Origin of the sequence: Sulfobacillus sp. hq2 (assembly GCF_002903155.1) — a bacterium.
GTDB lineage: Bacteria > Bacillota > Sulfobacillia > Sulfobacillales > Sulfobacillaceae > Sulfobacillus > Sulfobacillus thermotolerans.
The window spans coordinates 58,983-81,536 of record NZ_NWUL01000047.1; the positions used below are offsets into that span (position 1 = coordinate 58,983).

Consider the following 22,554-nt stretch of genomic DNA (forward strand, 5'->3'; position numbering starts at 1 on the left):
ATTACTGCATCGTTGACCATAAGCCACCGTAGTATTCGGTGATCCCATTTAGTGCTTAAGAGTGACATCGACATCTTCGATAAGGAGGGGAGGAAGATAACCCGGAGCCCCTTGCATCATGCCTTGAGGCACCCATTGAGCATCTGCTCCTACCTCCTGCAACTGTCGACCGAGAGCGTCGAACGCATTAACACTCACAACGGCATGTTTGACGCGCCCTGTGAACTCCCCATTCTCTACGCAGTACAAATCGCTAGCATTTCCTGCTATGTCTCCCCGCATCGGATTAGTTGGCCGACCTCCAATCCAGCCGTTGAGAACTAATACCGTGGGATGTCTGCGCAACAATTGTTCCAATGTCGCTTGCCCAGTCTCTATTGATACATTGGATGGCAATGACTGGATAGGCCCCTGCAATGTACTCCGGTAGCCAAAGCCGCGTGGTTTATGTCCTAAACGACTAGAAGCGTCGCGATCCAGAATAAAATTCTGTAAAACTCCCTTATCGACGAGAGGGCATGTGCTAGAAGGTGTGCCTTCATCATCATATGGCGCTGTCCGCGGTCCATCTTTTATCCGGGCGTCACTCACGAGACTTAGCAAAGGCGAAAGAATCTGCTGACCTTTCTGATTATCCCATGGTGAAGTGCCAGCCAATAGAGCCGGGCCAGATAGTCTAGCTATCACAGGATTGAGTAGCGCCATTACAATAGGTTGAAGAAATAGTACAGGATATCGCCCGCTTTCGATGACCCTCATTTTGGAACCCCATTGGAACCGCTCATGGAGTTCGGCCAAAAGGTCTTCTATCACCGGAATGTTCTGCGCACCTATTCGGACGCTTGATATACTGTGAAAATCAGTCCCGTCGACCTGCCGTCCACCCGCTGATACTTCCCAGTAACCACGCATCCATGCAACCCTCCCACCAAGGGATGTTACAGATTGCGTAAGGAGTTCGTGATACGAAACGGTGACTGAAGGACGAAATGTTGGGTGCAGTTCTTGAAGACTAGCGTAGACTTCTTGTACTACTTGACCCATCACAGGAATCATTCTTGCATCCCACTGCGATTGAGGAAGATCTGTCTGATGCGGAAGGTCCGCTACGTCCATCGTCGTTTCCATACCGTCAAGAGAAGAGGAACGCGCGTTCTTTAGCAAGTCTTCCCAGTCGTCTGTACGGGATTCGGCTAACCCCAGTCGGCCATTCCTTATGACGCGTACGGTACGCATATGCTCGGAACCATGTCGAACGGTCGCAGTTTGTCCTCGTTGCCAAGTCATAGCCCATGTCTTTCTGGTATACTCTAGCGCCTGCCCTAAATCATCGGAATTCCAACGCAGATCTTCAATCGCCGCTGATTTTATCTTGAAATTCATCATTGGCCACGTCCTCCGACTAAACAGTGCTCAATTCGCAGTGACGGAGCATGGTGACTGACTGGAAGAGGCATCTGCCCCCCTTTGCCGCACCCTCCACCCGACTCGTAGCGAGTAAAATCACTGCCCACTGCCGTAATATTCGCGAGCGTGCTGAACACATTGCCAGTTAAGACCGCATTTCGCAGAGGTCGTGTTATGTGTCCATCCTCAATCAAATAGGCTTCTGCAGCGAGGAATGTAAACAGTTCCCCATTGGTTTGTCCTCCTAAACTGCCTTTAGCATAGATACCCTTGGTAATCCCTTGAAACAAGTCATCGAATGCTGTATCACCTGCGGCAATCACGGTATTGCGCATACGGACAATCGGAGGAAAGCGATAGTGCAGGGCTCGCGCATTCCCAGTCACGGGTTCTCCCATCCGTGCAGCCGTTTCACGGGAGTGAAGGCGTCCGACAAGAATCCCATCGCGGATAAGATCAACGTCTTGTGCCGCAACACCTTCGTCATCAACGGGCAGATATCCCCGACTACCAACGTCCCGACCCGTATCGTAAATGTGTAAGGTCCTCGGGCCAAATTGCCGTCCTAGATACATTTGCTCCAACAATCCTGCATCTCCAACTTGACCGTCCGCCTCGCTCAGATGACCAAAAGCCTCATGAGCAAATACGCCGGCCAATTGCGGATCAACAACTACAGGATAGTCCCCCCCAACTATCTCAGGCGCATCGAGCAAACTAGCTGCAGTCAGTGCCGCCTCATGAACCGCGTCCCCCAAATCTCTTGTTACACCAAAGTCGTTGGATGATCCAAAGGACACGCCCCGCTGAGCAACTCCTTGTCGATCACGAGCCACTACGACAATATTACCGCCCAAATCTAATTTCTCCTGCTCAATGGCAGTGCCGTGGTTATTCACAAACCATAAATGGCGATATCTGTCAAAATAACGCCCCATCACGGATTTGACCGTAGGATGAGCACGATGCGCAATATCGGAATACTGCTTTAGAATGGCCTCTTTATCTTCAATCGAAACAGATAGTGGATTTTCTCGAACCTGTAGTCGTTGTATCATCTGGATAGGAGAGGGCGTGGGAAGATAAGACATCAAATTCTCTTGTGGATTCCATGTAGCTAGCAATATAGCTTCCTCCACGTGGCGTTCAAGATGTTCCCATCCATCAAAATGAACAAACCCGTATGTCCCTTTGACGAGAACGCGCACATTGCCTCCCACATCGAATGTGTGTGTTTTGTGTTGGACCTGGTCATTAAGCGTATCAATCTGGGTTGTTTCGTTGATTTCAAGGCGAATCTCGAGATCATCAACCCCAGCGCGCTGCACCAGTGTTTTCAAAGTAGACAACACACCATCATCAACTACTCCATCGACCTTTGGCACGTCCCCCACCTCTTTTGAATTGTGATTATCCACGATAGTAGCAAGCTAGTTATGGTATTCCTAGTCATTTTGCCCAATATGTATTTCAATTGCTTTTACATCGAATCTTGTGATTTTAATACAGGTAATTAGAATATATTAGAAGAACTTTTGGTTGATGGTATCATTAGTACCCTCCCGGATCCCGGTGTCTTCCAAATTGGCACGGCTATCTCCTTAGTCTCTCGGCTGGAGTAAAACAGGGTACTTGATTTCCAATCTTGATTTTTCCAGTTGAAACACTATGTTCACACCAATAGCAAATCTCGAAGAGTCGGATTCCGACTTCTTTGCCATGTAAGGATCTGTCATTCTTCTCGACGATTTCTGTTCAAATGCCTTAAAACACTTGCGTAACACATAGCTCCCACACTATGTCTTCACCGCCATACATCTCTCGAACAGCCGATCTGAATATTACGAAAACGGCGGTGGGATGGTTATCAATTGTTCGTTCTGTAACCGGGAACTCCCATCACAACGCGCACCTAAGAGTCCTTCCATTTCTCCTTATCCATTGAAAACCTACGAAACATCCCCATCTGCCATTGTTCTTTCAGACCGATGGCCATCGGTCTGCTCTTAATATGAATGGGAGGCAGAACTCTCATAACCGCCTTTGATATCGGACCCAAGGTCGTCCTTGGTCGTCTACACCTGAAGCAACCCAGTCAAAGCCCATTCGCTCAAACAGCCGTTGACTTTTTATATTGTCCGTCCAAATCGTCTTGGCCCATAGCGAGGAATACCCCAACTCTCGTGCTCTGTCAATCAACAAGGCTAAGACCCGTGATCCAATGCCTCGCGATCGCCACTCCGCTTCGCCAATAACAATAGGCAGCATATCAGGGGCAAGAGCCACATCACCAATGGTCTCCCATCCGCGTACTCCTCGCACCTCAATCATGTAGAGCTCAGCATGGTCATTGAGGTATCGGTACATCCGTTCGAGCCGCGCTTGATCATACGGCAGGGCCAATGGCCCTTCAACACCGTCCAAAACCTCGCGGTCTTTATACCAATTCAGGACTTGAGGTAACCGCATGTCAGCTTCACAAAATGGGCGCAGTTGTACGATGCCGTCGGTCAGAATATGTTTTTCCGCCAACACTGACCCTCCGTCTTTGTCCTATCCGCTACCAAGCTTTTCTCCCTTATAAGGTCTTGCCTATTAAAATTGGTCCTACTGGTCAAGGGGAATTATTCCTCCAATGTTACGGCCCTTCGCGCAAGGAATGATAGAGCATCCACACCTCTTCGGTATGCTCCCCCAACTGCGGTGGACGTGTCCTAGGCAGTGACTGCGTGTCCGAAAAATCCCACGGCAATGCGATTTGTGGGACTCCCTCAAGGACGCTGATGGGCGAATGGGGTAAACTTTCTCGCCAGGCCACAGCCTCGGGCACTGTGCGCACCGGTCCGGCCGGCACGCCATGATCCTCAAGGATGGCAACCCAATCGGATACACGCCGGTGTTGGATCACGTCTTGGATAATCTGATGCAACCTGCCGCGATTTTTAACCCGGTCAGGATTTGTACGATACCGTATATCCTTTGCCCACATGGGATGTTCCAAAGCCTTAGCCAAAAACTGAAACTGCCTGTCATTGCCTACGGCAATCGCCAAATAACCGTCCGATGCCTCAAATAGTTCATACGGCGATAGCTGGGGATGCGCATTCCCCCACCGATTAGGTTCCTGGCCCGTGACTAAATGGGCCAAGCCCACATTGGCCCACCACGCGAGTTGAGCATCAAATAACGAGACGTTAAGGTGCTGCCCTTGGCCTGTACGCTCCCTATGCACAAGCGCGGACAAAATGCCTGAAAGAAGAAATAAACCCGCCGTAATGTCGGCGATGGCAATGCCCACTTTGTAAGGAGGGCCTTCTGGTGGTCCGGTTAAAGACATAATGCCCGCTCCCGCCTGCATCACAAAGTCATAGCCGGGCCTATCATCGCCCTCCGGATATCCCCGCAAGGTCGCCGTGACCAAGCGGGGATTTTTCCGGCGCAAAGCCTCCAAATCTAGCCCGTACCGGGCAAGACTACCGGGTTTAAAGTTCTCAACCACCACGTCAGCCCACTTTGTCGCTAACGTACGCACCAGGTCTTGCCCTGCAGGGTCGGTTAAATCGACGACACATGACTTCTTGTTGCGATTGGCACTTAAAAAATAAGCGGATTCGTTTCCTAAAAAGGGTGGGCCCCATTGTCTCGTCTCATCCCCCATGTCAGGCCGCTCAATTTTGATGATTGTCGCCCCCATGTCGCCCAATGCCATGGTTGCGTAAGGAGCCGCCAGTACCCTGGACAAATCGAGCACATGGATGCCATCCAAGTTTCCGGGCATGACCTCGTCCGTATTCTCACTCTCCCTCATGCAGTTTTGCGCCCAGCTGCGACCATCCAACTCATTAAAAGCCTCCTGATTGTCCGGAGTCGACCGATATCACGGACTCTTTATTCAAATGGCGCGCTTGATGAGCGGCGGGCGACAGGTAATAGACCATAAACCCGGCGACACTGATCACCGACGTAGCTAATATCACCTCGTAATCAATATACCAGGGAGCAGATGGCGTCGTGGGGCGCGCTAAATTGACAATCATCCCGATGCCGTAAATTAATGCCAAAATATTGATGGGCCAGGCCCATCCCCGCAAGGTGAAAAGGTTGTCAGCCTTGACGCCACGACTCCGGGCGATTAAGGCACCTAGCATAATCATTTGGAACGCGAGATAAATACCAACTACAGCAAAACTCGTCAAAATGGACTCGAACCGCGCGGAAAGGCTCAGCAACAAGGCAATAATCGCCGATACCCAAAGAGCATTTATAGGGGTGTGGTATTTAGGCGATACGTAGCTTAAGAAACGGTGAAAGGGGATGACCTGGTCCCTCGCGTAAGAATAAAAGACCCGAGTCGCGGCAGCCTCCACAGCCGCGCCGCATGACAAAAAGGCGACAATCACCACCCACAAAAATATTTTAGAAAAGGTCACTCCGACCGTCGCGGACAGAATGTAGGTCACAGGATTGGGCGTTTTGGCCGCATTCATGGCCAACGCCATATTCGGGGTCGCATGCAAAAAAGCAAACACCGCAAACATCGTCGTGGCCCCTCCCACGAGCAAAGCCCAAATCATCGCTTTAGGCACGCGGCGCCGCGGATCAATCACTTCCTCCGCAACGTCTGCCGCCGACTCAAATCCATAAAAGATGAAGCCTGAAAAGAGCAAAGCCAGGAAGAATACGGGCCAATAACTATGATGGCCCTGAACACCCATTGTGGTATTGACAATCGTAATGGGTTGATGGGAATAGAACAATAAAATCAAACCGATACCTAGCGTCCCCAAAACTTCCATTGCCACGCCGATATTAATCAAAATGGACAACCGGGTAATGCCCAGCATATTGATCAGGGTCTGAATCACGACCATCACTAGGGTAATGACAATCAGTTGCGACTGGGTGCCACTAATCCCCAAAGCCGACGCAATGTAAGGAGCCCCACCGTAGTCAACGGCCGTAATGGTGATGAGCAACGCCCAACCATAGAACCATCCCACAAACCATCCATACCCGCCTCCCATCAACCGGCGCGCCCATTGGTACAAAGCGCCCGCCAGGGGATATTTTGCAGCCAGCTCCGAAAAAATCAAAACGACCATCAACTGCCCCACCACAACCAGAGGAATGCCCCAAAAGAACGCGGGCCCCCCCGTCTGAAGCCCAAATCCAAACAGTGAATAGAATCCGACTACCGGTGACAGGTAGGTGAACGCGACACCGAAGTTTGAAAAAAACTTCAAGGTACGCTGCAACTCTTGTTTGTATCCAAACTGCTCTAAATGTTGTTGATCCAGGTCCATTTGGTTTGGGTTCCGTTCCATGGCTCGCCTCTTTTCTCAACGTTGATATGAAGCGTAAATGCTCATATACTAGGGCAGATTGTTTAGCAAAAGGACGCCCATGATTTGTATTTGGGTCCCTGCCAGTTTGAGACATGGCTGAAGAAGAAGGATCTCATTCTCTATGGACTCTATTCCATTGCGCTCATGAAAATCCTTTGGATTTTGTGCACTATCCTTAAAAACCCTTTGAACCAAATGCACAAGCCAGCAGGTTCCTTGTCTTCCTTCCTCGTGAATCCCCATATTGCATTGGCACCCATATCGAAACATTTTCGCAACACTTAACCCACACACTATGGCTACGGACAACTCGAGAGATCTCGATCAAGCAACATACCCATGAATGCATGAAACGTTCATGTCCAAGAACGAAAGACTCACCGCTACCTCTTTTTTTCGCCCCTTGAAAACCCAAAACCTTACCTCACGATGTGGTGTTCTTGTCCTAGGCCTTTGGCAAGGCGGACCAGTAAGGAAAAATCCTAACCATAAAAGAGGAGGAAAATCATCCTGACACGACAATCACTAGCCCCCTTAACCTCATTCCGATTCTTAGCGGTTATGTTCGTCTTTTTATGGCATATCGGGTTTTTGCGCGAATACCAAACCGGCTACGTAGGCGTTTCATTCTTTTACACATTATCGGGATTCATTCTGACCTATAATTATGTTCATCGCTTCCGCCATCCCTCTTCCGAGGCCCGCCGACAATTCTATTGGGCTCGGTTTGCCCGTATTTATCCCGTGTACGCCTTAGCCTTTCTCTGGTCGATCCCACTCACCCCGATACACGCCTATGGAAATCTGGCAACATGGATTGGTGTAGGATTGGCCAATCTCGCGCTCATTCAAAGCTACATTCCGTACTTGGCGATTGCGTTTTCTTTTGATGGAGTGGCATGGAGTCTGTCGGATGAAGCAACCTTCTACGCGATATTTCCTTGGCTCATGCAGTGGTGGAATACCTTGGGGCGACATTGGCACGCTCGGCACGTTGTGTTGGGGATGGCCATCTTATGGGGCAGTCTAGTGGCCCTATTGATTCCATATCATTCGTCATGGCAGAGTTGGATTGCCTACATTTTTCCCGGAACGCGCCTCGTGGACTTTTTCATCGGCATGGGCGCCGCCCTCGTGTTTGACCGCATTGCGTGGAATCGTCCAGGAACACATCTGCCATGGACCACCTTGGAAGTTGCCGGTCTCTTGCTTGTTGTCGGCACGATTGCCATAGGACCCTATACGGAACAATCCTTGCGCTTTAGTGCCTTGTATCTGCCAGGCTGGGCTATTCTGTTATGGATATTTGCGCACCAAAAAGGGGTGATGTCTCGGGTCTTCTCGCACGCTGCCCTTGTTCGCCTCGGCAATTGGAGTTTTGCTTTTTACATGATTCATCGTTTAGTCATGCGCACATTGCAAAAATTTAACTTGTATCACTATCATGGCCCGTTGTGGCAAGATGGCTTGGTCTTGATGACGGCTGTTGCCCTAAGTGCCCTGATCTATTACCACTATGAGGAACCGGTGCGACGGAAATTACGTCACAAATTCTCAGTCTACCCTGGCTCGTATGCACAAACCATCGCGCAGCATGCGACGAGCGCTCGGTGAAATAACGTGATGAGCGTACCTATGGCGAGCACGAAGCCTAAGACGCCGGCAAAAGTCATAGAAACACGGGTAGAAGGGCATTTGCAGCCTTTATCTATAGAGATTAGCTATAACCGGTACGGGAACACCTGCCCCTGACATATGATACTCTAGCTGGGCCGACACGGCACAATCTTATCCGAACACTTGCGCTGCTAAAGCATAGAGACCTTTTCCAAACCGTAGCGGACGGCCGTGATAAGTCATAACTGGAGGTTCTGCGACCTTGGCAAAACCCCACCGCGGCAGTTCGCAAGCGGCCCAGTCGGCGTGTTGAGCGGGCACATCGATCCGCATGGCATCCATCGTTGCCTGAGCGATTTGTGCGGTCAACTGCGTTGCGACCCCGTCGTCTCTGGCGACCACGGGACCCAGAATCCAGCTGGCAGCTCCCTTGATCCCAAGCGCATAGCCCTGGATTTGAGCGTCGTTCACAAGCATCCATCCGGCCGACGCTTGGCGCACACGGTGACGCAAAAATTCCCTGCGGTCGACCCCAAAGGCTTGTACGTCCAACGCGTTTACACGTTCGATGTCGTCCAAGCGTAGGCTAACCACATTTCCTTGGTCTATAGGCTTGTCCGCATATCCACTCAATCCCTGGCTCCGAACATACTTGTGAACCACGCTTACGACCTCAAATCCCATTTTTTCGTATAAAGACAGACCCTCTGGCGTAGACACAAGCGACACGCAGCTTCCAATCGTCATCACGCCCAAAGCGGCGGCGGTGACGTCTTTGCCCAAACCGCCTCGCCGAAAGTCTGGATGGACTATCACCATCCCCATGTGAGCCATGTCCGGTGCATACGACGCGACAGCAGCACTGGATACGAGCTCACCTGCGGCCGTTTTGTGACCAAACACGCGGCCAACGGCCAAAAGCGTGCCAATTTCGGCGACATCATAATCCCAACCTACCGCGGCCGACAATCGAACTAAGCTATTGATATCGTGGACGTCCAAAGTCTCTAATCTTAATGACAGATCCATTTTTAAATCCAGCGTTCCTCCTTGAGTAAACAGCTCTGCATCAAAGAGCCGCACCTACCGACTTACGAAGAATAGTCCTGTTAAATGTCGCTGAGGAGGACGGAAAGTGAGGTATAGACTATGGGTAAGAGAATGGATTCATTTGTTGAGTGATCAACGTTATGAGATGTTTCAAGACATCGCCAGCAATAGCATTGTTTAAACCGGTGCTCCGGGGCTAAAAGAAGCCTATGTCCATCTCTGAATCTCTTTCTGAAACCACACACACTTTTAGAGATCAAACCGCATAACCGAATCGTTCGGCAGTTGTTTGACAGAGAACAAGAGAATATGCCCTGCTACCCATGACCATTCTTTACAACACGGCTCATGGATGGTGAAGCCGGAAACTACGCTGGCCGCCCACATAGCGGCCAGCCCATTCCCTAATCACGGCTGGCCTGCAATGCCATCGGTTCCTCGGATAATAATCGCAATTGAGATTCTAATAAACTCCGCACTTGCGCCCGGTATTTTTCCGTCTCATAACGAATTTGCGCCAGTTGGCTTTCCGCGTCACGCACTTTCGCTTCAGCTCGCCGCACAATTTCCTCGGCTTTCGCTTCGGCTTCACGCACAATCAGTTCGGCTTCCTTGCGCGCCGCCGTTTTGACTTCTTCCGACGTCTGCTGCGCAATAATCAACGTATTTTGCAGCGTAGCTTCCAATTTGCGATATTGCTCAAGGCGCTCCGTCATGCCCGAGGTGTTTTCTTTCAGTTCATCGTTCTCACGAATCAATGCTTCATAATCCCGAACGATTTCGTCAAGAAATTCATTGACGTCATCTTCGTTATAACCCCGAAATCCGTGTTTAAACTCTTTATTGACAATATCTAAAGGTGTCAGTGGCATAAAATCCTCCCGCGGTTAGAACCTGGCCATATAAAGAAACAACGCCACAAGCAGGTATGACGCAATGTCCACCAAGAAAAACGCAATCAAAGGGGACAAATCGAGCATTCCCACCAGAGGCACCCTCCGCCGAATAGGGGCTAAAATGGGCTCAGTCAGCTGTGTTGAAATGTACGTCGCCTTATCCCATAGCCCCGCGGTCTTCGGAGGAAAAAACGATGACACAATCCGTATCATCAGCACAACAAAAAACACATCTTGCAGAATATGGACAGTTTCTGCTAAATGGATGAAGATGATACTCACTTAGACAGGCTCCTGGTCCACCCGGGCGCGTCATCATGATCTTCACTGGCGACTTCCACGTTGTTGGGCGTAACGAGGAAGATATTGTCTCCGACTTTGCGCAGTCCGCCATCTAACGCATAAGCAACTCCAGATAAGAAGTTTAACAAGCGCTGGCCGGCCCGTTCTTCAGCCAAATCCAGATTGACAATCACGGGACGACGCCCTTTGACCTGATCGGCAATAGCCTGGCCATCCTCTAAGGTCCTGGGATGCATCACGACCACCCGAAACCCACGCGAACCTGGCAAACTGACCAAGCCTCCCCGCTTCTTTTGGGGCACTTCATCTTCCCAGTCTGATGTCGCGGCGACTTCCTGTGTGTCAAATTCTTCATCCTGCACTTCTTCTAACCCCACAAAATTTAAGAACTTGCCTACGATTCCCGCTTTCACAAATCACCCTCCTCAATAAGTTCTTGGACCAAACAGAGCGGTTCCCAGACGGACAATCGTTGTGCCTGCCTCTAAAGCCCACTCATAATCATCCGTCATTCCCATGGATAATTCATCCAAAGGAGCCCAAGGAAATCTCTCTTCTCGACAAGTTCGCCATAATTCGCCAGTTTCCTTCATCAGTGCCCGAATTTTTTTCTTTTCGTCCAAAGTTGTGCCAACTGCTGACGGAAACAGTGCCATCATGCCGATAAATTGCAAATGCGGCCACCGATGGGCTTGTTCTAAAAACGCACGCACGTGCTGAGGAAACATTCCCGTTTTACTCGCTTCTTGTCCCGCATTGATTTCCAACATGACCGCAAGACGGTCAGTAACCCGTTGATTTAATGCCTCTGCCACCTTCTCACTATCTATACTGTCGACAGAGTCAAAAAGATCTATGGTATATTTTACCTTGTTCGTTTGAAGATGTCCAATAAGGTGCAAGGGAACCGGAGGCTTTTCGTGCCACTTATCTTTGGCTTCTTGCACCTTGTTTTCTCCGATAAGCTGGGCACCCGCCGCCACAGCGGCTAAGGCCTCCTCTCGGGTTCGCATCTTCGTGACGGCCATGAGCTTGACCCCTTCACCGGGTCGAATGGCCTCGATTTGTGCTAATACATGTTGCACACGTTCCGCTATTTCTTGAGCCATAGATATCCCCCCATGCGGCCCGTGCGGCCCGCATCGCGACGATGAGAAAAAAACTGATCCCGGTGGCAGGCCGTACATACCCCTGCAACATCAATACGGTCCGGCCGAACGCCCGCCTGCTCAAGACGCCGCCGATTCGCCGTCCACAAGTCGAGCTGGTAATGTCCTGGCTTCATGCTGGTGACCAGTGGCGCGTCAGATCCCATCGCCTCCCGAAAAGCTTGTGCCACCCGCTCATCGACTTCATAGCAACACGGACCAATGGATGGTCCAATGCCGACATGAAGATCGTGGGGGGCTATGCCTTGCTCAATCAACTGTGCAACGGCCTCCACTTGCACCCCTTGCACGGTGCCCCGCCACCCGGCATGTAACAAGCCGCCGATGGTTCCCGCCTCGTCTGCAAGAAAAATCGGAACGCAATCGGCAAACCCCATACCGAGCACAATATCAGATGAACGGGTGAGTAACCCATCGGCGCCAGGAATTGCCCCGGCGGAGGATCTGGCGCCCGCCGGGGCATCGGATTCACCGACCCAGCTAACAAGTGCCTTATGCACTTGCTCTGCCATGACAAGCTGATCTAATGAGGCGCCCAGCCATGACAAAGCCCGCGTCCGATTTTCCAAAACCGCCTGCGGTTGATCTGGCATATTGAAGGAGAGATTCAAGGTATCATAAGGCGGATCTGAGATCCCGCCTTGACGTGTTGTAAAGATGGCCTGGACTGTGTTAACTCCTAACCATTTCCAGTACGGGCCGTGATGTTCCCACTGTGCCATGGGCGCGCTCCTAAACGGTCTGATTGCGTGGACGGACACACGCCGACCCCTGCGCTTATTTTATCACGCCCTTACGGGCGAAAACATGATGCTTTCTAATCCCTTCACCAAAACAGTAGGCGGGCCGGAATCTCGACGGGAGATTCCGGCCCGTTTACCGTTTAGGAGGGCATGGGAGCGTTAGCACTAACCCAGTCTGATTCTTGACGTCCGCTCATATGAGCGGAAATAATTTGCTCGTGATTTTGGCGGAACCACTGCTCGGCATTCTCATTAGCTCCCAAGGGCACATACCAACCCTTTTGCTCCATGAATTTAAAAAATTCATAGGCAGCATCTAGGTGATACCGGGCCATTTCGGATAACGCCCGGCGAATCCCCACATGGGTGATTTCGGTCGCCGCCCAGATGCAGCGCACGGTCATGCTCTTAGAATAGTCCAATAGATCAGCCGCAATAATGCGGTCGGTAAATCCCTGACCGCTTTTCGGTTGAATAGGCGTTGGAGACTGCATGGACGCATTGCGCGGACGTCCTTTCAGTCCACCATCAAGCTGCTCGAACTTTTGATTGAGCGATTCGCCATTGGCAATATCAATCAGTTCGTTATAATGCATCTCGGCTTTGCGGCGTTCATTTTCCACCATGGATTTCAAGTCGCCATCTTGCACAAACGACAAAAAACCCGTTGCTTTCGCGATTAAGGTCGCATCCGCTGAGGCAATTTCATGTAATTGCTGATATTCCTGAGCCGTCAATTTTGGCATAGTCATCCCCCTTTATGGTGTGGTGCGGTCTTATCGTGTCCGCACTACGTAGGGTTCATGCATGTCCGTGCTCGTGGGTATCGCCATCCGCGCTAAACAATAAGGATCAAGAAATGGTTTTCGTCATGAGAATACTCTGGTTTGTACTCTAAGTTTGTACTCTGGTTTGTACTCTGGTTTGTACTCTGGTTTGTACTCTGGTTTGTACTCTGGTTTGTACTCTGGTTTGTACTCTGGTTTGTACTCTGGTTTGTACTCTGGTTTGTACTCTGGTTTGTACTCTGGTTTGTACTCTGGTTTTTATTCCGCTATCCGGTGGCCGTATTTTTGTCCTATTGGTTGTCGGGCTTTGTGTTATTAGTGCCGAGCGTTCCATGCTTCGGCTAACTCTTCGAGAGCTTTGCGCTTATGGCGATAAAAGGACGAGCGGCTAACATGAAAGTGGGTGGCTATCTGCGCCACGCTCCATTCGCGATGTAAATACGCTGCTTTCAAAAGGTCTTGGCTTTGCTTTCTTAAGGGCGGAATCGGGGGAGACGACGTCAAGAGTTGCATCAATTGCATTTGAGTGGTATCAAGGTTGTCCTTTAGACCGAGAGAGCGAATTTCCATGAAGAACTGAAGAGGATTTGCAAGGCCGCAGGGCAATCGCTTCATATCCTCGCAGGTCATCTTATGGCTGCTGACGCCGGATATAAGGAGTTCAATATAAAACCATAAGCGTCCTGTAGAAATGTGATTTCGGCGGACTTTCACGGTTGAGGAAAGAAATCGCCCTTTGGTACTGTTGATGGTGCAGACCCGATACCAGACCAAGGAAGACTTCTCAATGCGTTCTACATCGACGATTGATCAACACAAAGCGGCCGCCTAAGGTGCCGTGGTGGGAGGGGTGGAGGTGGCACAAGGCTGGCATAACATTCAATGGTTGTTTCCCAGTGGGTTGTCGGCGGGCAAGCCTATGCGGTTTGCCAATACCCGCAGCGGGTTCGAGTCCATGTGGGCCCGCCGCCCGGCCAGGCGGCGCCTCGTGATCGGGCTGGAATCCACGGGGGCCTATTGGTTGCCCCTAGCGCACCGGTTGCGCCAACAACCCGGCGTGACCGTCGTCTTGGTCAATCCCTTGCATAGGCACAAGCTCAAAGAAGTCGACGATCACGTGTTCATGAATGAACTGAACGATGACTTCCGATCGTTGGTGACGAAGCGCATCGCTTTTTTTCAGATCGCCTTTTCCTCTTCGAGATCTCGAATACGTCGCTGCAAATCACGAAGAGCTTGGTCCTCCGCTTTCCGTTTGCTGGGAATGCCCAGTTCGCGGGCCACTTGGGCCCCACTTTTGTGTTGGGTCAACACGCGTGGAACCGCTTCTTCTTTAAATGCTCGATCATATGGATTGGCCGGATTCACCTCAATTGAGAATTATTGTATCATCGTGTCTCAATTCGGGGTGTCCACAGTTTAGACTAACATCCAAGCTCGGGACATGTTCTTATGATGGACTCGCTGAAATATGACATCCATATTTTCTTCAGACCAGCCGAGTTCTACGGGCATGCCCAACCAAAGGGTCTTTCGCTTCGGTTCCCTCTCGAACGGTCTTCCGTCACCGTCATCACGTGCGCGAACATTGCAAGGTGCCTTCGTAGCGTATAAAATACAGACGAAAAAAATCGAGCAGCTCCTGGAGGAACTACTCGAATTTCTCATACTCTAATTTAGAACATAATACACTTGTTTGTCTTGGTGTGTCAATGGTGTCCAAAAGCAAAAAATTTGGATGGCATCTTATAAATTCCCCTGAGCGACTCTTCCGGACGCGGTCCTGGCACTGTCATCGTGCGTGAGACGACGATGTCATATAATTCGTCTACCCAATCTAAAAATGCAGCGTTTGTCTCATTGTCTCGATGCTCGTGATGCTGGCGGATAATCCCGGCCAGCAGATCGGCGATTTGAATACCTTCTTCGACTTTGGAGCTAACAAAAAATGCTGTTTCCACGAGTGAAGTTAATAGCCGTCCTTCTTTCGATTTAAAGAGATAATTTTTTATCCGATTGACAATAATCCGATCGTTACCTTCGTCTTGGGAATCAAATGCGACTAAACATTTTGAATCATTCTCATGAGCATATCCATTCAGTCTCTGCAATAAGAATCGATAATGGTTTGGAAGCCATCAAATTGTGATTGAAAGCCTTGTCGAGGAACATAGGCCGCAGGAAACCCGACCTTATGACCTAATTGAAAAATGGTTGCCTGTTGCTTGGTCGTGTAGGTAATCGAGGATAGACTTATCGGCGTTGATGTCGACGATGATGTTGAGGTAGACGCTTGAGTGTCAGGGCGACGACTTTTACGGCCGCGACCTCTCATAGAGGTGTATTAATGCTCATCTATAATAATTTTACCGTACAAGAATCCGGCAACGCTAATTCGTTAGGTACGGGGGGCGATCACGCAATAACGGGAACCGTCGCATTAACGATTCCTGGGTCGGGGTCACAGACACCGATCACAGGAACATGGACTACAGTTTATGGAATCATGGGAAGCGGCACACATTCATCTCTTACGTTTCAAATGAATGGCGTGCATTATATTATTGGATCTCATACTCTCTCTGAGAATCAAGTCGACCAAATTACCGGATCGGTCAGTAAAACGTGAGATAACAATCATGAATCCTCTGCCCGCGCACGGCTTTGGCAGGCAATCTGGTGAGAGGAGTACACACGTTGTTTGTACGCATAGACTAAAATCTTGGCCATGAGCTGGGGGTGATAGGGCCCCCCGCCCGGGTAGACGTGGTCAAAGACCGGTCGCTCAGTTGATCCACCGCGTCGTTGACGACGCGGACCACATGATGGACCGGAATCACATCGGACAAATCCATGGGTAAAAATCATGGATCTTGCTGATATGGCCGAAACTGGCGTGAACCTCGCGGACGATCGATACCTCCTGGGGCTCCGGCAATCCCGTCATCACTCATGCCTCTATTTGGTTCCCCAACCCAAAACCCGCCTTTCGGACACATCTTCTTCATAAGAAGATCGTACCAAAAAAGGCGGGTTTTCTTGATCTCATCCCGATTTTTGGGGCTAATTTATCGCGTGAATCTATTGCCCTTTTGGGCCAGCCCCTTTACATGTCTTGGGCGTGATATTGATCAATTTCTACCAAAATAACGTCCTCACCGATTTTGCGGATCTGATCCCAAGGGATCACCGTGTCACGCTCCCGTCCAAACAGGCCCAAAAGGTGGCTGGCACCCAAAATGACAACGGCCTTCAGGCGTCCTCCTTCTAAATCCAGCTCCAAATCGCCGATGAAACCCATTCGCCGCCCATCAACAATGTTGATAACATCCTTCGTCCGCAGTGCAGAGGTCTTTACCACCAGGCATCCCCCCGTTATACCTTATGTCGCACCGGCGGACACTAGACGAATTCCCCACTACCTCTTAAAACCAAGCCAGGAGATGATTGACAATATGGGGCAACCGCCACGAGACATGAATGGCCCCATGGGGGTGATGAGGCACGGACGGGGGTAATTTCACCGGCACAGCCGGGACCGTGACCGGATTAGCCGGTGACGTCTGCATCGCGGCAGCAGCCGGAATGGCCACCGCATTGCTCATGTCGATGAAGCACAATGAGGGAAACAACACGCACCACCAATTATGCCCGGCCCCGCGTCCTAAGACCACCAATAAGGCCTCATAGCGCCCAGCGGGCAAGACCCAGCTGCCATATGCTTTCGTAGGAAATTCTGTCGTCGTTAAGCGAACATGCGCGTGATAGGTCACATGATGAGCTGCCAACACCGCATCGGCTGCTTCCGTTACTTGGGCAATATGGTGCGATAAGATGGCTGCAGCCTGCTCTTTATCATGCACGTGGGTCAAAAGCGGATCTAAGACCGCTAGCACCCTATCGCGCACATCGAGTTTCACGGCTTGATCCACGGGGTTGTCCGAATTGGCAATGACCCGAAACCGAATGACGGGGGGCGGGGTAATCGCCTGCGTCGTCGTACCTGCCAAAGCCGTATGGCCTTGCGGTGTGACGGGCGCAATACTCCATAAAAATCCCATGGCCAGAAAACTTAGCGCAATCTGTTTCACCCACATCAGATGTACTTCCTCATGTGCGTCAACGCCGCCTTTTCCAGGCGCGACACTTGTGCTTGGCTGATGCCAATTTCGTCAGCCACTTCCATTTGCGTCTTTCCGTCAAAGAAGCGCATCGTCAAAATTAACTTTTCTCGGTCATTCAACCGCCGCATGGCTTCCCGAATAGCTAAACTTTCCAGCCAATTGCGGTCATGATTTTTTTCATCACTGATTTGGTCCATCACAAAAATCGGATCGCCGCCGTCATGATAAATGGGCTCGAACAGCGATACAGGTTCTTGAATAGCATCCAAGGCATACAGCACTTCTTCACGCGGCACACTTAATTCTTCGGCGATCTCACTAATCGTCGGCTCTTTCGAATAGCGGTGGACCAATCCATCTCGCACTTGCAAAGCTTTGTAAGCAATGTCGCGGAGCGAACGGCTGACGCGAATCGGATTGTTGTCGCGCAGATAACGCCGGATTTCCCCAATAATCATCGGCACAGCATACGTGGAAAACTTCACGTTTTGACCTAAGTCAAAGTTGTCTATGGCTTTCATAAGGCCAATGCAGCCCACTTGAAACAAGTCATCACTATGCTCGCCGCGGTTTTGAAAGCGCTGAATGACACTCAAGACTAAGCGCAGATTGCCATTAATCAGTTCATCGCGTGCGGACTCGTCACCCGCTTGCATATTTTTAAAGAGTTCTCGCATTTTGACATTGCCCAACACCGGTAATTTCGCCGTATTGACACCAGGGATTTCAACTTTATTCAGTGGCACGACCCTAACCCCTCCCCGGAGCTTTCATCCTTCATCTTCACAATGGCAGTATCACCAAACGCGAGTGAGGATATACAAAAAGCCCCGGAATTTGCCAATAATTGGCTTCCGGGGCTCGCTCGGGGCAGGATGTCGTTATTCCATGCGGTAAAATTCCTTACGCAGCCGTTTAATAATGCGCTTTTCGAGACGGGAGATATACGATTGGCTGATGCCTAATGAATCCGCCACCTCTTTTTGCGTCCGCTCGTAGCCATCCATGAGGCCAAAACGCAGTTCCATAATTCTGCGCTCGCGGGCATTGAGTTTGCTCAGTGCTCTTTTTAACATCGTGCGGTCAACTTCATCCTCTAACCGCTTATAAATAATATCGTTTTCGGTACCCAAGACGTCCGATAACAAGAGCTCATTGCCGTCCCAATCCACGTTCAAGGGCTCATCAAAAGAGACCTCAGACCGTGTCCGCGAGTTGCGGCGCAAATACATCAAAATTTCGTTTTCAATGCATTTCGAGGCATATGTGGCCAGCTTAATTTTCTTTTCCACATCAAACGTATTGACCGCCTTTATCAGTCCAATGGCCCCAATTGAAACCAAATCCTCTATCCCGATCCCGGTATTTTCAAATTTGCGGGCAATGTAGACCACAAGCCGTAAATTCCGTTCAATGAGAACAGAGCGGACACTGTCCTCGCCCGATCCCAGTAAATGCAGCAGATTAGCCTCTTCATCTCCGGTAAGGGGAGGCGGCAACGCTTCACTGGACCCGACATAATGAACTTCCGGGTTGGCTTCTTCCAGCCCGAGCAGCATCAAGAGCTGCACTCTCACCCGTATTAGCCATGAGGCCTTGGGTTTTGGTTGCCATTGTGCAATCATGCACCCACCCCTTCTTGATTTATGGTAATAATACAGTCAGGCGAAACTAAGGCACGGTAGGAATGGTCACTCGACACACTTTGAGGCGTAAACGCCAACGCAACCGGCTGCAATCGGTACCATCGGCCTTGAAATTGTCCCTTGGCCTCCTCAAGTGCCACCACCGGCAAAATGCCGGTGCCACCGATGGATTGATAAAAAACGGTACCGAGCCGCCCTTGCCATTTACTTGGCACCGGGTCTTGTCGGCCGGACGCACAGGCCGTCACCCATGCCAGGACTTCCGGAGGCAGCCATTCAATGGCCTGGCTGATTTCCATAACAATGACGGGCCGGCGCAAAACCGGGTCACGCATCTGGTTGCCAGAATCCCATAAACACGGAAGAGTCAGCGTACTCCCATTCAGTGTCACAGACACCTCGCCTTTTTGCGCCTGTCCAAGATATTGGCGCATCCGGGGGCGAGGAATTAAAAGGCCCATGCCCCACAGAACAGTCGGGACACTGAGCCCCAACAGCAGCCAGTGAGGAATGCCGGGAAGCCACTGACCCAGCCATGTCAAGATAACCAGCGCAATACCGCCAGCCAACACCGTTACGCCCGCGAAAATCAGATAGGCCCGGGCCCAAAGCCGCCAAGGAAACCGCGGCACGGCAAGCCACAGCATCCCTAAGGGCCACAAGATGAGGAGCTCCCATGGCACCGCATAGAGATTTTGCTGGAGTAACACCCACAATGTCGGCAACGTCCCCACTACGGCCCCTAAGCCGAGGCGCCAGCGCCGGGGCTTTCGGTCCATCAACACTATGGTCAGCCGCAATAACGACCAGTCCATCGCATAACTCACTACGAGCGTGCCCACCGCGCTGACCATAGGCTCATCCCCTTTCCGTCTTCACCTCGACCTATCTGATGGATATGCCGCAGATGAGCCGGGTATGTCTGACACCTGCTATTCTAAAAAGCAAAGGGTGCAAAGCATGTCATTTCCGTTGGGGTGTCCCAGAAAGTTGCCGACAAAAAAACCGCCTCTTGTCTAAGAGGCGGAATCGATGCTGAGGTGCTAGTTACGACGCCGTAAAAAGGCTGGAATATCAAGGTCATCATTGTTGGCAAAGGGCTTAATTTCCACTTCCTCGCGTTCACGCAACTCCGGATCGGGTCTGGGCACCATGCGATCGCCCGAGAAGCCTGTCGCAATCACCGTCACACGTACCTCGTCTTTCAACGTCTCGTCAATCACCGCGCCGAAGATGATATTGGCTTCGGGATCTGCGGCTTGAATGACAATTTCCGCCGCCTCATTCACTTCAAAAAGCGCTAAGTCGCTGCCGCCTGTGATATTCAGCAACACTCCGCGTGCGCCATCGATGCTGGTTTCGAGCAAAGGACTCGAAATTGCCGCTTTAGCAGCCGCGGCGGCTCGGTTTTCGCCTTGGCTGACCCCTACACCCATCAGCGCTGAACCCATTTCCGACATGATGGTCTTGACATCAGCAAAGTCCAAGTTAATGAGACCCGGCACCGCAATCAAGTCGGAAATGCCCTGAACCCCTTGACGCAAGACGTCGTCGGCGATGCGGAAGGCTTCCATAATCGACGTACGTTTCTCGACCACTTGCAACAACCGGTCATTGGGTATCGTGATTAACGTATCCACCTTGGCCTTCAATGTGGCTGCGCCCTTTTCGGCGAAATTTTGCCGCCTGCGGCCTTCAAACGTAAAAGGCTTGGTGACGACCCCCACCGCTAACGCGCCGACTTCTTTGGCGACTTCCGCGACAATCGGCGCAGCTCCGGTGCCCGTTCCACCGCCCATCCCGGCCGTAATAAAGACCATGTCTGCCCCTTTGAGCGCATCCGCAATCATTTCCCGACTTTCCTCGGCCGCTTTCGATCCAATATCCGGATTCGCCCCCGCTCCCAGCCCCTTGGTCAGTTTGGTGCCAATTTGCAAGCGGGTCGGCGCCATCGACAACGCAAGCGCCTGCGCGTCCGTATTAATCGCAATGAACTCGACCCCTTTAAGGCCCGCATGAATCATCCGGTTGACCGCATTCGTCCCGCCCCCGCCGACTCCGACCACCTTAATAACCGCAAAATTTTCATCCGACTGATCAAATTCCAGCATGCAAAATCCTCCCTGTCTGACGCATCCGCTCAGTTATTTCCACAAATTAACCCAAAATTGTACCACTCGTTGCCATGGTGACTCCACGGTGCGTGACTGTTCATGTGAAGCCATGGCCTTTGCCACCCCAACCACCGTGGCGTAGCCAGGACTGCGTGACAGATCGGACAATCCGCCAAGGCCTATAGGCGTTCCAAGACGCACGGGCCATCCCCAACGTGTTTCCAGATATGGGCCCAACCCTTTGAGCAACGCGCCACCGCCTGTCATCACCACCCCCGCAGCAGGGCCTTTGGTCCATTCAATACGCTGCAAGTGCTGCTCGACATAATCGGTCCACTCATCGACCCGGGCGGCGACAATTTCTTGCATTTCTTTAATGGGAATCAGCTTCACCGACTGTCCGCTCACCGCCCGCACTTCCAGCGTCCCTTCGCGTTCCGACGCCACAGCTGCATGCTCCAGTTTGAGCCTTTCAGCTTGCGTCGCGACGACGCCCAAGCCAACGGACAAGTCTGAGGTGATAGACTCGCCCCCTAAAGGGATGACGCCAAAGTACTCCAGTTGGCCTGAACGGTAAACAGATACTCCGGTAGTGCCACCCCCAACATCAAGATGCACCACACCGACTTGCTTTTCTTCCGCGCTCAGCACCGCTAATGCTGACGCCTCCGGAGCGGGAATGAGTTCTAAAGGTTGAAGTCCAGCCATGTTGACCACATGGCGCAAATTGCGAATAACAGTCGACAATCCCGTGACCACAAACACGTCCGCCTCTAGGGTGTGAGCGACCATGCCTTGGGGATCGGCGACGCCGCGAAACCCATCTACGGCTATACCCCGCCGAATGACACGCACCACCTCACGGCCGGCCCCAAGCTCCACATGGGCGGCGCGTTCCAGTACACGCTGCATGTCTTCGTCGCGAATAACCCCTGATTTCAACGAAACTTTGGCCTGTCCCGGTGTGATGGTGAGGTGATCGCCATTAATGGCCACAGCCGCCTGCGTAAGGTCGCTCCCCGCCATGCTGTTCGCACGGTTAGCCGCATCGCGAATCGCTAAGGCGACGCGCTCCACCTCAAAAACCAACCCGCGACGCATCCCGACAACAGGCGTCGCGGCAATCCCCAATACGGCCAATTCGCCATCAGGCCTCGCCTCAGCCACCAATGCGGAAACTTTTGTCGTTCCAACATCTAGTGCGAGCATTAGTTGGCGTTTAGGCACATCACACCTCCGGTCGCATGATCGACAACCCTGCTCTCTTTCTTTTCTCGCTGTGGCGTCGATATTCCTGCATTAATTGAGAAGAATTGTGTAATTTTAACGGGCCACCGCAGGGCGGCTCGTCC

24 protein-coding genes and 1 pseudogene are annotated in these 22,554 nt (G+C 51.3%); 3 read left to right on the top strand and 22 right to left on the bottom strand.

From position 1 onward, the window contains the following. Positions 1-48: 48 nt before the first annotated feature. The 5 genes from CO251_RS13790 to CO251_RS13810 all read right to left on the bottom strand — a co-directional run bounded on the left by CO251_RS13790 (position 49) and on the right by CO251_RS13810 (position 6,731). Positions 49-1,386: a metallopeptidase TldD-related protein gene (locus tag CO251_RS13790; protein WP_103376400.1), complete on the bottom strand. Its 1,338-nt coding sequence runs from the start codon at positions 1,384-1,386 to the stop codon at positions 49-51. After that, positions 1,383-2,792 (bottom strand): TldD/PmbA family protein, encoded by a 1,410-nt coding sequence (locus CO251_RS13795; RefSeq protein WP_103376401.1) that lies wholly within the window; start codon positions 2,790-2,792, stop codon positions 1,383-1,385. The genes CO251_RS13790 and CO251_RS13795 overlap by 4 nt, the downstream gene beginning before the upstream one ends. Before the next feature lie 646 nt (positions 2,793-3,438). Continuing rightward, positions 3,439-3,939 (bottom strand): GNAT family N-acetyltransferase, encoded by a 501-nt coding sequence (locus CO251_RS13800; protein WP_146039090.1) that lies wholly within the window; start codon positions 3,937-3,939, stop codon positions 3,439-3,441. Positions 3,940-4,045: 106 nt separating this feature from the next. Then, on the bottom strand, positions 4,046-5,245 hold the full coding sequence (locus CO251_RS13805; protein WP_242968616.1) for a CaiB/BaiF CoA-transferase family protein: 1,200 nt from the start codon (positions 5,243-5,245) through the stop codon (positions 4,046-4,048). Between the two features lie 4 nt (positions 5,246-5,249). Then, entirely contained in the window at positions 5,250-6,731 is a 1,482-nt protein-coding gene (locus tag CO251_RS13810) for an amino acid permease (RefSeq protein WP_103376403.1), read from the bottom strand. Between the two features lie 531 nt (positions 6,732-7,262). Between CO251_RS13810 and CO251_RS13820 the strand changes: the two genes are divergently transcribed. Then, positions 7,263-8,366 (top strand): acyltransferase, encoded by a 1,104-nt coding sequence (locus tag CO251_RS13820; RefSeq protein WP_255398173.1) that lies wholly within the window; start codon positions 7,263-7,265, stop codon positions 8,364-8,366. Positions 8,367-8,540: 174 nt separating this feature from the next. On the opposite strand, the gene CO251_RS13825 is transcribed toward CO251_RS13820, so the two are convergent. The 8 genes from CO251_RS13825 to CO251_RS13865 all read right to left on the bottom strand — a co-directional run bounded on the left by CO251_RS13825 (position 8,541) and on the right by CO251_RS13865 (position 13,933). After that, positions 8,541-9,452 carry a GNAT family N-acetyltransferase gene (locus CO251_RS13825; protein WP_242968617.1) on the bottom strand — a complete coding sequence of 304 codons (912 nt, stop codon included), beginning with the start codon at positions 9,450-9,452 and terminating at the stop codon, positions 8,541-8,543. Positions 9,453-9,823: 371 nt separating this feature from the next. Continuing rightward, on the bottom strand, positions 9,824-10,291 hold the full coding sequence (locus tag CO251_RS13830) for a DivIVA domain-containing protein (protein WP_103376407.1): 468 nt from the start codon (positions 10,289-10,291) through the stop codon (positions 9,824-9,826). 15 nt (positions 10,292-10,306) lie between these two features. Next, positions 10,307-10,597, bottom strand: coding sequence for a YggT family protein (locus tag CO251_RS13835; protein WP_103376408.1), 291 nt, complete (start codon positions 10,595-10,597; stop codon positions 10,307-10,309). Then, on the bottom strand, positions 10,594-11,031 hold the full coding sequence (locus CO251_RS13840; protein WP_103376409.1) for a cell division protein SepF: 438 nt from the start codon (positions 11,029-11,031) through the stop codon (positions 10,594-10,596). Before CO251_RS13840 ends, CO251_RS13835 begins: the two co-directional genes overlap by 4 nt. Before the next feature lie 12 nt (positions 11,032-11,043). After that, positions 11,044-11,727 carry a YggS family pyridoxal phosphate-dependent enzyme gene (locus CO251_RS13845; protein ID WP_242968618.1) on the bottom strand — a complete coding sequence of 228 codons (684 nt, stop codon included), beginning with the start codon at positions 11,725-11,727 and terminating at the stop codon, positions 11,044-11,046. Continuing rightward, a complete protein-coding gene (gene pgeF, locus CO251_RS13850) occupies positions 11,712-12,509 on the bottom strand; it encodes a peptidoglycan editing factor PgeF (RefSeq protein WP_103376410.1) in 798 nt (265 codons plus the stop codon). Before pgeF ends, CO251_RS13845 begins: the two co-directional genes overlap by 16 nt. 161 nt (positions 12,510-12,670) lie before the next feature. Next, complete coding sequence (locus CO251_RS13855; RefSeq protein WP_103376411.1) at positions 12,671-13,276, bottom strand: spore coat protein; 606 nt, start codon at positions 13,274-13,276, stop codon at positions 12,671-12,673. Positions 13,277-13,633: 357 nt separating this feature from the next. Then, a complete protein-coding gene (locus CO251_RS13865; protein ID WP_146039091.1) occupies positions 13,634-13,933 on the bottom strand; it encodes a helix-turn-helix domain-containing protein in 300 nt (99 codons plus the stop codon). Between the two features lie 241 nt (positions 13,934-14,174). Here CO251_RS13865 and CO251_RS17800 point away from each other — a divergent pair. Further along, a pseudogene (locus CO251_RS17800) lies at positions 14,175-14,414 on the top strand (transposase); the annotation flags it as partial. 83 nt (positions 14,415-14,497) lie between these two features. On the opposite strand, the gene CO251_RS17930 reads toward CO251_RS17800, so the two are convergent. Together CO251_RS17930 and CO251_RS18100 are read right to left on the bottom strand one after the other, a co-directional pair. Then, entirely contained in the window at positions 14,498-14,632 is a 135-nt protein-coding gene (locus CO251_RS17930) for a hypothetical protein (protein ID WP_255398176.1), read from the bottom strand. 395 nt (positions 14,633-15,027) lie between these two features. Further along, complete coding sequence (locus tag CO251_RS18100; protein ID WP_103376413.1) at positions 15,028-15,429, bottom strand: DUF3800 domain-containing protein; 402 nt, start codon at positions 15,427-15,429, stop codon at positions 15,028-15,030. Between the two features lie 236 nt (positions 15,430-15,665). On the opposite strand from CO251_RS18100, the gene CO251_RS13880 reads away from it, so the two are divergent. Further along, positions 15,666-15,947 (top strand): hypothetical protein, encoded by a 282-nt coding sequence (locus CO251_RS13880; RefSeq protein WP_103376414.1) that lies wholly within the window; start codon positions 15,666-15,668, stop codon positions 15,945-15,947. A gap of 477 nt (positions 15,948-16,424) precedes the next feature. Here CO251_RS13880 and CO251_RS13885 read toward each other — a convergent pair whose 3' ends face one another. The 7 genes from CO251_RS13885 to ftsA form a co-directional block, all read right to left on the bottom strand. Further along, positions 16,425-16,679, bottom strand: a complete 255-nt coding sequence (locus tag CO251_RS13885) for a YlmC/YmxH family sporulation protein (RefSeq protein WP_103376415.1) — start codon at positions 16,677-16,679, stop codon at positions 16,425-16,427. Positions 16,680-16,743: 64 nt separating this feature from the next. Further along, entirely contained in the window at positions 16,744-17,415 is a 672-nt protein-coding gene (gene spoIIR, locus CO251_RS13890; protein WP_103376416.1) for a stage II sporulation protein R, read from the bottom strand. Beyond that, entirely contained in the window at positions 17,415-18,188 is a 774-nt protein-coding gene (sigG, locus tag CO251_RS13895; RefSeq protein ID WP_103376417.1) for an RNA polymerase sporulation sigma factor SigG, read from the bottom strand. The genes spoIIR and sigG overlap by 1 nt, the downstream gene beginning before the upstream one ends. Positions 18,189-18,323: 135 nt before the next feature. Next, positions 18,324-19,001, bottom strand: coding sequence for an RNA polymerase sporulation sigma factor SigE (gene sigE / locus CO251_RS13900; protein ID WP_242968646.1), 678 nt, complete (start codon positions 18,999-19,001; stop codon positions 18,324-18,326). A 62-nt stretch (positions 19,002-19,063) separates the two neighbouring features. Then, complete coding sequence (locus tag CO251_RS13905; protein WP_103376419.1) at positions 19,064-19,942, bottom strand: sigma-E processing peptidase SpoIIGA; 879 nt, start codon at positions 19,940-19,942, stop codon at positions 19,064-19,066. Between the two features lie 189 nt (positions 19,943-20,131). Further along, positions 20,132-21,199, bottom strand: a complete 1,068-nt coding sequence (ftsZ, locus tag CO251_RS13910) for a cell division protein FtsZ (protein WP_103376420.1) — start codon at positions 21,197-21,199, stop codon at positions 20,132-20,134. Between the two features lie 33 nt (positions 21,200-21,232). Further along, positions 21,233-22,429, bottom strand: coding sequence for a cell division protein FtsA (gene ftsA / locus CO251_RS13915; RefSeq protein WP_103376421.1), 1,197 nt, complete (start codon positions 22,427-22,429; stop codon positions 21,233-21,235). Positions 22,430-22,554: the final 125 nt, after the last annotated feature.